At 65.0% G+C, this 13087-nt stretch carries 10 protein-coding genes; 3 read left to right on the top strand and 7 right to left on the bottom strand.

The features are described from left to right. Positions 1-181 precede the first annotated feature (181 nt). Genes AC3EC3_RS10385 through AC3EC3_RS10375 form a run of 3 tightly spaced genes read right to left on the bottom strand, consistent with a single transcriptional unit; the run spans position 182 to position 2102 of the window. Positions 182-727 (bottom strand): glutathione peroxidase, encoded by a 546-nt coding sequence (locus AC3EC3_RS10385; protein ID WP_488489541.1) that lies wholly within the window; start codon positions 725-727, stop codon positions 182-184. An 11-nt stretch (positions 728-738) separates the two neighbouring features. Then, entirely contained in the window at positions 739-1395 is a 657-nt protein-coding gene (locus AC3EC3_RS10380) for a CoA transferase subunit B (RefSeq protein ID WP_488489540.1), read from the bottom strand. Further along, on the bottom strand, positions 1395-2102 hold the full coding sequence (locus AC3EC3_RS10375) for a CoA transferase subunit A (protein ID WP_488489539.1): 708 nt from the start codon (positions 2100-2102) through the stop codon (positions 1395-1397). The genes AC3EC3_RS10380 and AC3EC3_RS10375 overlap by 1 nt, the downstream gene beginning before the upstream one ends. A 197-nt stretch (positions 2103-2299) precedes the next feature. Between AC3EC3_RS10375 and AC3EC3_RS10370 the strand changes: the two genes are divergently transcribed. Then, entirely contained in the window at positions 2300-3088 is a 789-nt protein-coding gene (locus AC3EC3_RS10370) for a universal stress protein (protein ID WP_488489538.1), read from the top strand. Between the two features lie 508 nt (positions 3089-3596). Continuing rightward, a complete protein-coding gene (locus tag AC3EC3_RS10365) occupies positions 3597-5906 on the top strand; it encodes a CDC48 family AAA ATPase (protein WP_488489537.1) in 2310 nt (769 codons plus the stop codon). A 350-nt stretch (positions 5907-6256) separates the two neighbouring features. Here AC3EC3_RS10365 and AC3EC3_RS10360 read toward each other — a convergent pair whose 3' ends face one another. The 3 genes from AC3EC3_RS10360 to polA all read right to left on the bottom strand — a co-directional run bounded on the left by AC3EC3_RS10360 (position 6257) and on the right by polA (position 11214). Further along, a complete protein-coding gene (locus tag AC3EC3_RS10360) occupies positions 6257-7063 on the bottom strand; it encodes a glutaminyl-peptide cyclotransferase (protein WP_488489536.1) in 807 nt (268 codons plus the stop codon). A gap of 42 nt (positions 7064-7105) precedes the next feature. After that, complete coding sequence (locus tag AC3EC3_RS10355) at positions 7106-8257, bottom strand: mechanosensitive ion channel family protein (RefSeq protein WP_488489535.1); 1152 nt, start codon at positions 8255-8257, stop codon at positions 7106-7108. 113 nt (positions 8258-8370) lie between these two features. Beyond that, positions 8371-11214 carry a DNA polymerase I gene (gene polA, locus AC3EC3_RS10350; protein WP_488489534.1) on the bottom strand — a complete coding sequence of 948 codons (2844 nt, stop codon included), beginning with the start codon at positions 11212-11214 and terminating at the stop codon, positions 8371-8373. Positions 11215-11437: 223 nt separating this feature from the next. Here polA and AC3EC3_RS10345 point away from each other — a divergent pair, with 223 nt between their 5' ends. After that, a complete protein-coding gene (locus AC3EC3_RS10345) occupies positions 11438-11776 on the top strand; it encodes a hypothetical protein (protein WP_488489533.1) in 339 nt (112 codons plus the stop codon). An 82-nt stretch (positions 11777-11858) separates the two neighbouring features. On the opposite strand, the gene bla is transcribed toward AC3EC3_RS10345, so the two are convergent. Next, positions 11859-12926 carry a class A beta-lactamase gene (bla, locus tag AC3EC3_RS10340; protein ID WP_488489532.1) on the bottom strand — a complete coding sequence of 356 codons (1068 nt, stop codon included), beginning with the start codon at positions 12924-12926 and terminating at the stop codon, positions 11859-11861. Between the last annotated feature and the right edge of the window lie 161 nt (positions 12927-13087).

Below are 13087 nucleotides of genomic sequence, written 5' to 3'. Positions count from 1 at the left end.
CCCCAGACCCCGTTACGTCTTCCGGCGCGAGCTTGCGCCTCAGGAACGCTCTGCGCGAATATCAGCGCTGCGCCTTGAGTACGCAAGACGCCTGCCCAACCCGGAGCACCAGCGTCGGAAGACGTTCCGGGGGTGCAGGGGGTCATAACCCCCTGCTGTTCAACCTTCCCCCTTCAACCCTTCACTTCGCCAGTTCCGCCTCCACGGCAGCGACCAGCCCGGCATCGTCCGGCGCCACCCCCGGCGCGAAGCGGGTGACGACGCTGCCATCGCGACCGATCAGGAACTTCTCGAAGTTCCACAGCACTTCGGGGTCTTCGGTCGGCGTCCTGCCGAAGCCGCGCAGCTTCTCGCGGAATTCCTCAGCCGGGCCGGTCTTCGTCGGGAGCGCCTCGGTCAGCGCCGCATAGAGCGGCTGCTTGCCTGCCCCGGTAACATCGGCCTTGGCGAAAAGCGGAAACGAGACGCCGAAGTTCAGCTGGCAGAATTCGACGATCTCCTCGTTCGAGCCCGGCTCCTGCGCACCGAAATCGTTGGCGGGAAAGCCGAGGATCTCGAAGCCCTCGTCCTTGTGGGCCTTGTAGAGCGCTTCGAGGCCCTCGTACTGCGGGGTCAGTCCGCACTTGGAGGCGACATTAACGATCAGCAGCACCTTGCCGGCATGTTCGGCCAGCGTGTCGGCAGTGCCATCGATGCGGGTCAGCAGGATCGTGGACAGGTCTGTCATTGTATTGCTCCTCAGCTGACGTATTTCGCGGTGGTCTTGGCGGCGACCTCTTCGGCGGTGACGCCGGGCGCCAGTTCGACCAGCTTGAACAGGCTGTCGTGATCAGGGCGCTGGAACACGCACAGGTCGGTGACGATCATGTCGACCACGTTCTTGCCGGTCAGCGGCAAGGTGCATTCGGGGATGAACTTTGGATCGCCGGACTTGGAGGTGTGCTCCATCACCACGATGATCTTCTTGACGCCCGCGACGAGATCCATCGCGCCGCCCATGCCCTTGATCATCTTGCCGGGGATCATCCAGTTGGCGATGTCGCCCTGCTCGTCGACCTCCATCGCACCCAGCACGGCCAGGTCGATATGCCCACCGCGGATCATCGCAAAGCTGGTGGCGCTGTCGAAATAGGCCGACTGCGGCAGTTCGCTGACGGTCTGCTTGCCCGCGTTGATCAGATCCGCATCGACCTCGTCCGGGTAGGGGAACGGGCCGATGCCGAGCATGCCGTTCTCGCTTTGCAGCGTCACTTCGACGCCATCAGGAACGTGGTTCGCCACGAGCGTCGGGATGCCGATGCCGAGGTTCACGTAGAACCCGTCCTCCAGCTCCTGCGCCGCGCGGGCGGCCATCTGGTCGCGGGTCCAGCCCTTGGTTGTGGTTGCTTCGGACATCAGGCGGCCTCCCTTTCGCGAGTCGTCGTGAACTCGATCTTCTTGTCGTAAGGCGCGCCCATGACGAGGCGCTGGACGAACACGCCCGGCAGGTGGATGTGATCGGGATCGAGGCTGCCCACCGGCACGATCTCCTCCACCTCGACCACGCAGACCTTGCCGCACATCGCGGCAGGCACGTTGAAGTTGCGCGCGGTCTTGCGGAAGATCGTGTTGCCGCTCTCGTCCGCCTTCCACGCCTTCACCAGCGCGAGATCGGCGAAGATGCCCTGCTCCAGAATATAGTCCTGACCGCCGAAGCTCTTCACTTCCTTGCCTTCGGCTACTTGCGTGCCGACGCCGGTCCTGGTGTAGAAGCCCGGAATCCCGGCACCGCCCGCGCGCATACGCTCGGCCAGCGTGCCCTGCGGACAGAATTCGACTTCCAGTTCGCCAGAGAGAAACTGGCGCTCGAACTCCTTGTTCTCCCCCACGTAGGATGAGATCATCTTCTTCACCTGATGGGTGCGCAGCAGCTTACCGATGCCTTCGTTATCGATACCGGCGTTGTTGCTGGCAAACGTGAGATCCTTCACGCCCGAGGCACGCACCGCGTCCAGCAGGCGTTCGGGCAAACCGCTGAGCCCGAAACCACCCGAGGCGATCAGCAGGCCATCGCGCAGCACGCCGTCGAGCGCAGCCTCCGCGCTGGGATAGAGCTTCTTCATGCCGAACCGAATCCTTCCCTTATGTCTTTCGCTTGGACAACAATCTGGTGCTGCAATGCAGCGAGGACAAGCCGGTTTCGACGCCATCTTGCGCTCTTCGGCGCATTCTTTGATCCGGCCTTTTGACTTCGATCATGTCCCGCGAACCGCCGCATGGTAAAAAACGTTCAGGAGAACCCAGGAAGAGGAAACCCGACATGCGTGCCATTCTTGTCAACGCCGACCGTTCACCCAGCACCGATGCCCGACTCGAGTTCGCGCTCGACCTTGCGCGGGTTCGCGATGGCCACCTCACGGTGCTGCTCGACACCCCGGTCACACGCTATATCGCGATGGACCCGCTCGGCGGCAGCCACGTGATGTCGGACGCCCTCGCCAAGGCGCGACTGGAGGATGACGAGGCTGCCGACCGCATCGAGGCCCGGCTGGCGCGCGACGACGTGCCCTTCGACATCCTGCGCGCCGAGGCCGATCCGGTCAGCGCCCTCGCCCAAGCTGCCCTGCTGGCGGACCTGACCATCGTCTCGCGCAAGGAAGGTGGCGCACTGGCAGGCGATCTCGCGCTCGCCAGCCGCACGCCGGTTCTGGTGCTGCCCGAAAATCGCCCAACCGCCCTGCCCCTTGCGAAGGCCTGCGTGGCCTGGGACGGCGGCGAGCAGGCGACGGCCGCGCTCAAGGCCGCCCTTCCGCTGCTGGCGAGCGCCGAGGCCGTCACGGTCATCACGGTGGCCGAGAAGGCAGGCGGCTATCCCGCGACCGATGCGCTTTCGTACCTGTCGCGCAACGGCATCCATGCCGAACTGGAGCAACATGTCCGTCGCAGCTCGATCGAGGAGACGCTGGGCATCGCCGTCACGCAGGCAGGCGCCGATCTGCTGGTCATGGGCGCCTACGGCAAAAGCTGGATGCGCGAGTTGCTGTTCGGTGGCGTGACGGCGCACTTCCTGTCCGATTCGCAGGCGCCTGCCCTGCTTCTGGCTCACTGACGGCTGCATTTTTGCACCTGCACAGGTCGGCATGAGCGTTTTAAATCGCGTTGCTGATGATAACGTTTGCATCAGCTCGTCGATTTCGGCGTGCGGTCCGTATACTATTCGACTCGACCGCCATTACGATCAATATATTGATTTATATAGATTTAAGTGAATTTTTGCATCGCAATTCCATGTACCGCAAGGTTAATTGCATATTTTGCAATCAACTTTCATGCAATTCGCTCTTGCAGAAATGCCGGCTCAGGGTCATACAGGACGGGCCTTTCAGGCATCCTCTCCCAAAACTTCCATGGCCTGGTCGGAAACGACCGGGCCTTTTTTTCGTCTTCGCGACACGCGCGGCGATGGCCCTTTGCGCGCAACCTGAAACGCGATGCGCACGTTCCTTCTTTCCCCAGTTTGAAATCGCCCCGGCCGATACCTAGTTCGACCGCAACGGATGGGTCTGTGCATGCTCTCTCGGGAGCAGACGTCAGCGCCCGGCATGGAAAGGAAACAGATGGCAGAGGTTCAGGCGCCGGTGGACGACCGGGTGGTCAAGCTGCAGGTGGCGGCGGCTCGCCAGGAAGAGAGCGGTCAGGGCATCGCCCGCCTTTCGCGCGCCTCGCTTTCGGCGCTTGGCGCGCTGGAAGGCGATGTGCTGGAAATCACCGGCAAGGCCGTGACCGTGGCCCGCGCGGTGCTCGCGTACGAGGAGGACGAGGGCCTCAGCGTGATTCGCCTCGACGGCCTCCAGCGCGGCAATGCGGAAGTCGGCTCGGGCGATCAGGTGACGGTACGCAAGACCGAATCGCGCCCGGCACAGCGCGTTGTCTTTGCCCCGGCCCAGAAGGACATGCGCCTGCAGGGACCGTCCGCCGCGCTCAAGCGCAACTTCTTCCAGCGTCCGCTGGTGCAGGGCGATCTGGTCGCCACGGCAGGGCAGCAGCAGGTCGCCGACATTCCCCCGCAGCTGCGCCGGATGTTCAACGCACCGGCCTATGCGCTGACGCAGATCCGCCTCAATGTCGTCTCGACCACGCCGCGCGGCATCGTCCATATCGACGAGGACACCGAAGTCGAACTGCGCGAGACCTTCGAGGAAGCCCACGACGGTCGCGGCGACGTCAATTACGACGATGTCGGCGGCATGGGCGATACCATCCGCCAGCTGCGCGAGATGGTGGAACTGCCGCTGCGCTATCCCGAACTGTTCACCCGCCTCGGCGTCGCCCCGCCCAAGGGCGTGCTGCTCCACGGCCCGCCGGGAACCGGCAAGACGCGCCTTGCGCAGGCCGTCGCCAACGAGAGCGAGGCCAGCTTCTTCTCGATCAACGGCCCCGAGATCATGGGATCGGGCTATGGCGAGAGCGAAAAGCACCTGCGCGAGGTGTTCGAGGAAGCGACCAAGGCCGCACCCGCCATCGTCTTCATCGATGAGATCGATTCGATCGCCCCCAAACGCGATCAGGTCCACGGCGAGGCGGAGAAGCGCCTTGTCGCACAACTGCTCACGCTGATGGACGGCCTCAACAGCCGCGCCCACGTCGTCGTCATCGCCGCCACCAATCGCCCCGATGCCATCGACGAGGCGCTGCGCCGCCCCGGCAGGTTCGACCGCGAGATCGTGATCGGCGTGCCGGACGAGGCCGGTCGCCGCGAAATCCTGGGCATCCACACCCGCGGCATGCCGCTGGGCGACGGGGTGGACCTCAAGGAACTGTCGCGCACCACCCACGGCTTCGTCGGTGCCGACCTTGCCGCGCTCACCCGCGAGGCGGCGATCGAGGCGGTGCGCCGGATCATGCCCCGGCTCGATCTGGAAGCGCGCACGATCCCTGCCGAAGTGCTCGAATCGCTGTCGGTCGAGCGCGACGATTTCATCGCGGCGCTCAAGCGCGTCCAGCCCTCGGCCATGCGCGAGGTCATGGTGCAGGTGCCGAACATCGGCTGGTCCGACATCGGTGGCCTGGGCGAGGCGCAGATGAAGCTGAAGGAAGGCGTCGAGCTACCGCTGAAGAACCCGGAGGCCTTCCGCAAGCTGGGCATCCGCTCGGCCAAGGGCTTCCTGCTCTACGGCCCGCCCGGCACCGGCAAGACGCTGCTGGCCAAGGCCGTCGCCAAGGAGGCCGAGGCGAACTTCATCTCGATCAAGTCGTCAGACCTGCTCTCCAAATGGTACGGCGAGAGCGAGCAGCAGATCGCCCGGCTGTTCGCCCGTGCCCGGCAGGTCGCCCCTTGCGTGATCTTCATCGACGAGATCGACAGCCTCGTTCCCGCGCGCGGCATGGGCGGTGGCGGGGGCGAGCCGCAGGTAACGGGGCGCGTGGTCAACACGATCCTCGCCGAAATGGACGGGATGGAAGAACTCCAGTCGGTCGTGCTGATCGGCGCCACCAACCGTCCGGCACTGGTGGACCCCGCGCTGCTGCGCCCCGGCCGCTTCGACGAACTGGTCTATGTCGGCACCCCCGACCGGGCCGGGCGCGAGCATATCCTGGGCATCCACACCGCCAAGATGCCACTGGCCGAAGACGTGCTGCTGGGCGAGATCGCCGACCGCACCGCGCGCTTCACCGGCGCCGATCTGGAGGACGTGGTGCGCCGCGCCGGTCTCACCGCGATCCGCAAGCGCGGCGCAGGCGTGGAGGCCGTCACCATGGCCGACTTCGACGACGCGCTGGCCGACAGCCGCGCCACCGTCACCGAAGAAATGGAGGCCGAATACGAGGCGATGAAGGGCGAGTTGAAGAAACGCGCGATGGACGTGAACCCCATCGGCTTCCTCGCCCCCGGCATGGTCTCCTCCACCCGCGAGAGCAAGCACTGACCGCGCTGCCGGGGATGAGTGTGGAAACGCCTGTCCCCGGTTGTGGGAGCGCCGTGGACTTGATTGAACGTCTGTTTTGGGTGGGGAGCGGTCGTTCTCATAATGCCGTCATCCCAGCGAAAGCTGGGATCGCTCTCGGTCAAACGAGACGGTCGAACAGATCGCACCATCCGGGATTGTGCTTTTCGACTTCCGGCGCGGTGCTGCATCATCCGCGACGCAGGAATGCAAGTCCAGCCTCCCATCCCGCTATCGTTACATAATGCCGAAAGCGATCCCAGCTTTCGCTGGGATGACGACAGGATTTTAATGTCCGCTCGGGGGCGTTTGCTGACCACCCGAAATCTCCCTCACCGACACTGCGGCTCGATCTGGAACAGCGTGCTCCAGTACTTGCCGGTTACGAAAATCCGCTTGCCCGCCGCGTCGTAGGCGATGCCGTTTAGCACGGCGTCTGGATCGTCGGTGCCCGCCTTAGTGCGCAGGCCGGACATGTCCATCCATTCCTTCACATGGCCGGTCGCAGGATCGATCCGGGCGATGCGGTCGGTCATCCACACGTTGGCCCAGATTTCGCCGTCGATCCATTCCAGCTCGTTGAGGTTGCGGATCGGGCGGCCCTGATCGGTCACTTCCAGAGAGCCGGTCTGCTCCATCGTCTTGGGATCGCGCAGGCGCAGGCTGGCCGAACCGTCGCTCTGATAGACGGTGCCGTCGTGGATGGTCATCCCCCAGCCCTCGCCCGCATAGTGGAAGAAGCCGAGCGGCTGGAACGTGCGCTTGTCCCAGCGATAGCCCACGCCATCACGCCAGGTCAGGCTGATGATCTGGTCGCCCCAGGCGACGATGCCCTCGCCGAAATAGGTGGGATCGATGCGCGTCTGCTGGGTGGGCGTCGAGCTGTCGAGGCTGCGCTTCGTGATCCACGAATCGCCCGGCTGGCCCGTACTCTCGAACAGTGCGCCGTCCTGATAGAACAGCCCTTCAGTGAAGGCGGTGGGATCGTGCGGGAAGGTCTTGACCACGCGGTAGGTACAGACCGGGGCTGCGGTGGCCTCTTTGACGGGAGCGGCGCAGGCCGAAAGGCTCACCAGAGCGGAACCAAGCGCCAGAACAGAGGCCACGGCGCGGCGCGCCGACAAGAACGAGACGATCATGGCTGACGGGGTGACGCAAGCGCAGCCCGCCTGCAAGCCCCATCATGCTTTACGCGCGCTCAGTTCGCCGGAAGGCCCGGCCAGATCGCCCAGTACCCGCACCGTCTCCGGAGCGGCGGCAAGTTCCAGCGCGCCCACCGGCAACTGGCGCTGACGCACAAGCGCCTGCGGCTGGTTGCGGGCGATCCAGTCGAGCATGTGCTCACGGATTTCGCAACGCAGGTCGAACAGCGTGGCGCCATCCTTGGCCGACAACAGCAGGCGTACCTCCATTGCCTGCGCACTGTGATCCGTCACCTGCAATATCTGCGCGCGCTTGTCCCACAGGCGATGTCCGGTGATGGCGCGGGTATATTCCTCGCGGATCGGGGCGATCTGCGCCATGGGATCGAGGTAGATCATCACGAAGCCGAGCAGTTGCGAGGTGGACTTGGTCCAGTTCGCAAAGGTGTCCTCAAGGAACCGTGTGGTCGGCACCACCAGTCGCCGGTCGTCCCACACGCGCACCACCACATACGTCGTGCGGATATCCTCGATCCGGCCCCATTCGCCATCAAGCACGACCACGTCGTCGATCGAGATCGGCTCGGTCAGCGCCATCTGGAACCCGGCTATCAGCGCCTTGAGCGCAGGCTGCGCCGCCGCGCCCACCGCCAGCGCGGCGAGCCCTGCAGACGCCATCAGCGTCGCACCGATCTTCATGACGCCGGGAATCGAGAACAGCATCAGCGAGACGGTGAGGAAGATGATCAGGAAGCTGGCGATGCGGCTGAGGATCGCCAGACGCGTGCGCCGCCGCCGCGCATTGCGGTTGTCCTCCACGGTGATGTCGGCGCGCAGCGACATCGCCTCGACGAAAGAATGGAGGATGGCCAGCGCGATCCAGCCGATCAGCAGCGGCATCACGAAGCCCGAGACATGATCCCAGAAGTCGCTCAACGCCGGGGTCTGGCGCGCGGCCAGCACCATGCCCATCGCCACGAAGGCCCAGCGGGTCGGCCGGGCAAGGCGATGGACGAGAATGTCGTCGGTCTCGCTGCGGCTGGCCTTGGAGATGCGCGTCAGGATGCGGAACAGCACCGCGTGGAGCACCATGGCGAGCAGCGCTCCGAGCGCGGCGGCGATCAGCGCGACCAGAACCTGTGCGGCCCAGTCGGGGACGCCGTGGATCTGGCGTTCGATAAGGCGGGTCATGCCTTGCAAACTATGTTGCAGCGCAACAGTTGCAAGGTTTGTCCCGATCCGGACCGGACGATCCGGCGCGCTTCAAGCCCGGTCCATGGCAGGGCCGGGCCTGAACGAAGGCTTTAGTGCGCTGCGCCCCAGCTGGAGCCGTGACCGATCTCGACACCCAGCGGCACGTCCAGCGTAACCGCCGGTTGCGCGGCTTCGGCCATGACCTGCCGGATGACGGGCGACGCCGCCTCGACATCGCCCTCGGGCAGCTCGAACACCAGTTCGTCGTGGACCTGCAGGAGCATGCGGACGTGGCCGAGACCCGCCTCCGCCAGCGCCGGGTTCATCCGGGCCATCGCGCGCTTGATGATGTCGGCGCTGGTGCCCTGGATCGGTGCGTTGATCGCGGCGCGCTCGCTGCCCTGCCGCTCGGTCCCGTTCTTCGAGGTGATGCGCGGGAACCACGTCTTGCGGCCGAACAGCGTTTCCGAATAGCCGCGCTCGCGCACCTGCTCCAGCGTTTCGTGGATATAGCGCTGGATGCCGGGGAAACGCTCGAAATAGCGGTCGATCATCGCCTGCGCCTCATCCGCCTCGACGCCCAGACGCCCCGCAAGGCCCCAGCGCGAGATGCCGTAGAGGATCGCGAAGTTGATCGTCTTGGCGCGCCCGCGCGTGTCGCGATCGACGGTGCCGAACATCTCCATCGCCGTGCGCGCGTGAATGTCCTCGCCGTTGGCGAAGGCTTCCTTCAGGCTCGGCACGTCGGCCATATGCGCGGCAAGGCGCAGCTCGATCTGCGAATAGTCCGCCGAGAGCAGGACGTTGCCCGCCTCGGGCACGAAGCAGTCGCGAATCTGGCGACCGATCTCGGTGCGGACCGGGATGTTCTGGAGGTTGGGATCGGTGGACGAAAGACGCCCGGTCTGCGCGCCGACAAGGCTGTAGCTGGTGTGGACACGCCCCGTCGCCGGGTTGATCGCCGCTTGCAACGCTTCGGTATAGGTCGAGCGCAGCTTGGAAAGCTGGCGCCACTCCAGCACCTTGGTCGCGACTGACGCACCTTGCGCGGCAAGGCCTTCGAGCACCGACTGGTCGGTGGAGTACTGGCCACTCTTGCCCTTCTTGCCGCCCTTGTAGCCCAGCTTGTCGAACAGGATGTCGCCCAGCTGCTTGGGGCTGCCGATGGTGAATTCCTGGCCCACATCCGCGAAGATGTCCTTCTCCAGCGTGCCGATCGCCTCGGCAAACTGGCTGGAGAGGCCCGCAAGACGGTCACGATCAACCTTGATGCCGTGGCGCTCCATCTGCGCGACGACCGGGATCAGCGGACGGTCGACCCGCTCGTAGATGCGCGTGCCGCCCTCGAACGACAGGCGTGGGCGCAGCATCTGGTGCAGGCGCCAGGTGACATCGGCATCTTCCGCCGCATAGGGCGTCGCGCGGTCGAGCGGGACTTCGCTGAACGGGATCGCCTTTTTGCCGGTGCCGCACACGTCCTTGAACGCCATGGTCTTGTGCGAAAGATGCCGCTCGGCCAGTTCGTCCATGCCGTGGCCACCGCCGATCCCCTCGATCTGGCGCCCGGCATCGAGGCAGAAACTCTCGATCATCGTATCGTCGATGGGCGCAACGTGAATGTCGTGGCGCGCCAGCACGTTGAGGTCGTACTTGATGTTCTGGCCGACTTTCAGCACCGCATCGCTTTCGAGCAGCGGCTTCAACAAGCGCTGCGCATCGGCCAGCGGCACTTGCGTGGGCTTCTCGGCGAACATGTCCGAACCGCCATGGCCGAGCGGAATGTAGCAGGCCTTGTTCGGGCCGATGGCGAGGCTCACGCCCGCAAGATCGGCCCGCAACGCATCGAGCGCCGAGGTCTCGGTATCGACCGCCACCAGCCGCGCCGCGAAAGCATCGGCCACCCAGCGCTCCAGCGCCTCGACGCTCTGGACGCATTCGTAGGCGGCATAATCCACCGCCGGCCATGCGGGCAGCGACTGGCGGACCAGCCCGGCCTTCTCGGGCGCCGCACCTGCCGTGACCGGCTTGGCCGGGTGCAACTGGGTCGCGCGCTCGGGGCTGCCCGATCCGGCACCGAGGCGCTTCAGCAGACTGGTAAAGCCGTGGAAGCCCAGGAACGCCGCCAGCGGATCGGGCGGGATCGCATCGAGCTTCAGCGCGTCGAGCGCCAGCGGCAGCGCGCAGTCTTCCTTCAGCGTCACCAGCACCTTGGAGAGCCGTGCCTGATCGGCCTGCTCGATCAGGCGTTCCTGCAACTTGGACTTCTTCATCGACGGCGCGGCAGCCAGCGCGGATTCGAGATCGCCGTAGTCCTGGATCAGCTTGGTCGCGGTCTTGGGACCGACGCCGTAAACGCCCGGCACATTGTCCACCGCATCGCCCATCAGCGCGAGGACGTCGCCGACCTTTTCCGGCGGCACACCGAACTTCTCGACCACTTCGGGAATGTCGATGCGCTGGTTCTTCATCGTGTCGAGCATGTCAACGCAGCCCCCGCCGATCCCGCATTTGCCGACCAGCTGCATCAGATCCTTGTCGGACGAGACGATCGTCACGTCCCACCCCTGCGCCGTCGCCGCGCGGGCGTAGGAGGCGATCAGGTCGTCCGCCTCATAGCCGATCTCCTCGATGCACGGCAGCGAGAAGGCGCGCGTCGCCTCCCGGATCAGCGGGAACTGGGGCACCAGATCCTCGGGCGGCGGCGGGCGGTTGGCCTTGTAATCGGCGTAGATATCGTTGCGGAACGACTTGCTGCTGGCATCGAGGATAACCGCCAGATGGGTTGGCCCGTCAGCCTTGTTCAGATCTTCGGCCAGCTTCCACAGCATCGTCGTATAGCCGTAGACCGCACCGACCGGCGTGCCTTCCGGGTTCGTCAGCGGCGGCAGACGGTGATAGGCGCGGAAGATATAGGCCGAGCCATCGACGAGGTAGAGGTGCTGCTTGGAATCCATGGCCACAGCCCTAGCAGCGCATGCGGGCGCCGTCAGCCATCCAATGCCGCTCCCTTCCCCGCTGTCCCCCGTCAGGGAACGTTGCGATGCGACGGGCGTTTACCGCCGATGCTTGAACCTCGGGGTGGGGAAGCGTACCTGAGGGGCCGGAATACGGCTTTGCGGGTTCGCAGAATGCTCCCGAAGAGCCATCGTATCGGTATGAAAGAGGGATAACTGGAAGATGCGCAAGACTGTCATTGCCGCCACGCTCGCCCTGGGCGCGCTCTCGCTGGCCGCCTGCTCGCAAAAGACGCAGGACACGGCCTCGGAAGCCGCCTCTTCGGCTGCTGACGACATCACGGACAACGCCTCAGCCGCAGGCGATGCCATCAGCGACGCCGGCCAGAAGGTTTCGCAGGCCGCCGACCAGACCGTCGATGCGACAAAGGATGCCGCGTCCGACGCAGCCGATGCCACCAGCGACACTGCCTCGGATGCCGCACAGGCTGCCAAGGACGCCGAAGCGGCGCTCAATGCCGACATGCACAAGGACGATGGCAAGGCCGACGGCAGCAACTGATCGTCCCTGCAGGAAACGGAAAAAGGGGCGCGCCGGTCAGTCCGGCGCGCCCCTTTTCATTGGCTCGGCAGCAAATATCAGATCAGCGCGAGGCGCTCTGGTATCCGTTGCGCGCCTGATTCTGATACCCTTCGTAGATCGTGCGGGCGATCTCTGCGATCCGGCTGTCGCGCCCCTGATGCGTACCATGCCCAGTCACATAGATCGCCACGGCAATCGGATGACCTTCCGGCGAGGAGATCACGCCGATGTCGCTCGACACGTTGTGCAGCGTGCCGGTCTTGTGCGCCAGATCGACACCTGCTGGCAGGCCCGCGGTGATGCGACGACGACCGGTGACGCAGCGATCCATGATCGAGAACAGCGTCTTGCGGCTGTTATCGCTCAGCCAGCGGCCTTCGTAGAGGCCGCTCAGGAAGCGGACCATGGCCAGCGGCGTCGCGCTGTCGCGCTTGTCGATCACCGAGGCCGGATCGATCGCGCCATCGTCACGCACCAGGGTCAGGATATCGCGATCGAGGCGGAAATCCTCGATCCCGGCGCGGTGCATGAAGGCGTTGACCGCCGCAGGGCCGCCCACGACCTTGAGGATGCCATCGGTCGCCATGTTGTTCGAGTGGATGAGGCTGGCTTCGAGCAGCGCGCGGGCAGTCATGCGCGGGCCGGGACGCGCCGGGGCAACCGCGCTGGAGAACGGGGCCGAACGCACCGGCATCATCATCGGATAGACAGTATCGAGGCTCCACTTGCCCTCGTCCACCCCCTGCAGGAAGGTTGCGGCAATCGCGACCTTGCTGGTGCTGGCCATCGGGAAGCGCTGGTCGCCCAGCACGCTGACGCTCTGCCCGGTGACGAGATCCATCGCCGCCACGCCGATGCGCCCCTGTGCCGAATTGGCGACCGAAGCGAGCTGCTTCTCGAACGCGGTGTCATAGGTCGGGGTCGAGCGGAACTCCGTCCCGAACATGGTGTCGAAAGCGTCCTGGACCTGACCCAGTTCGCCTGCCTGCACACCGCTGCCCACCGGTGCCAGCGCGGCAAGCGCTGCTGCGGCAAGTCCAAGCGTGCGACGCTTGATCCAGGCCTGCTTCAGCAGATCCCGAGCACGCTCGTGCAGAGCATCGACATCCAGGGCCTGTACGGCCGTCATTGCAGCCCGTGCGCTGCGCACCCAAGTCTTGCCCGCCAATGTCATTGCGATCCCATTCTGGGTGAAAACCAGTTTCAGGATGCTTAACAGTTCATCGACAGACCGCCACTGACGCGCGACGAACTGCATTTGGCTTGCGGCCATTGCCGAAAGACGATGCT

It is taken from the genome of Novosphingobium sp. BAM6 (assembly GCF_057784955.1).
The sequence above is the reverse complement of the archived record's forward strand: the minus strand, read 5'-3'. Positions and strand labels throughout refer to the sequence as shown.

Excerpts from the sequence above, each read along its gene's own strand:
- AC3EC3_RS10385 (WP_488489541.1), bottom strand. The coding sequence starts at position 727 with ATGACAGACCTGTCCACGATCCTGCTGACCCGCATCGATGGCACTGCC.
- AC3EC3_RS10380 (WP_488489540.1), bottom strand. The coding sequence starts at position 1,395 with ATGTCCGAAGCAACCACAACCAAGGGCTGGACCCGCGACCAGATGGCC.
- AC3EC3_RS10375 (WP_488489539.1), bottom strand. The coding sequence starts at position 2,102 with ATGAAGAAGCTCTATCCCAGCGCGGAGGCTGCGCTCGACGGCGTGCTG.
- AC3EC3_RS10370 (WP_488489538.1), top strand. The coding sequence starts at position 2,300 with ATGCGTGCCATTCTTGTCAACGCCGACCGTTCACCCAGCACCGATGCC.
- AC3EC3_RS10365 (WP_488489537.1), top strand. The coding sequence starts at position 3,597 with ATGGCAGAGGTTCAGGCGCCGGTGGACGACCGGGTGGTCAAGCTGCAG.
- AC3EC3_RS10360 (WP_488489536.1), bottom strand. The coding sequence starts at position 7,063 with ATGATCGTCTCGTTCTTGTCGGCGCGCCGCGCCGTGGCCTCTGTTCTG.
- AC3EC3_RS10355 (WP_488489535.1), bottom strand. The coding sequence starts at position 8,257 with ATGACCCGCCTTATCGAACGCCAGATCCACGGCGTCCCCGACTGGGCC.
- polA (WP_488489534.1), bottom strand. The coding sequence starts at position 11,214 with ATGGATTCCAAGCAGCACCTCTACCTCGTCGATGGCTCGGCCTATATC.
- AC3EC3_RS10345 (WP_488489533.1), top strand. The coding sequence starts at position 11,438 with ATGCGCAAGACTGTCATTGCCGCCACGCTCGCCCTGGGCGCGCTCTCG.
- bla (WP_488489532.1), bottom strand. The coding sequence starts at position 12,926 with ATGACGGCCGTACAGGCCCTGGATGTCGATGCTCTGCACGAGCGTGCT.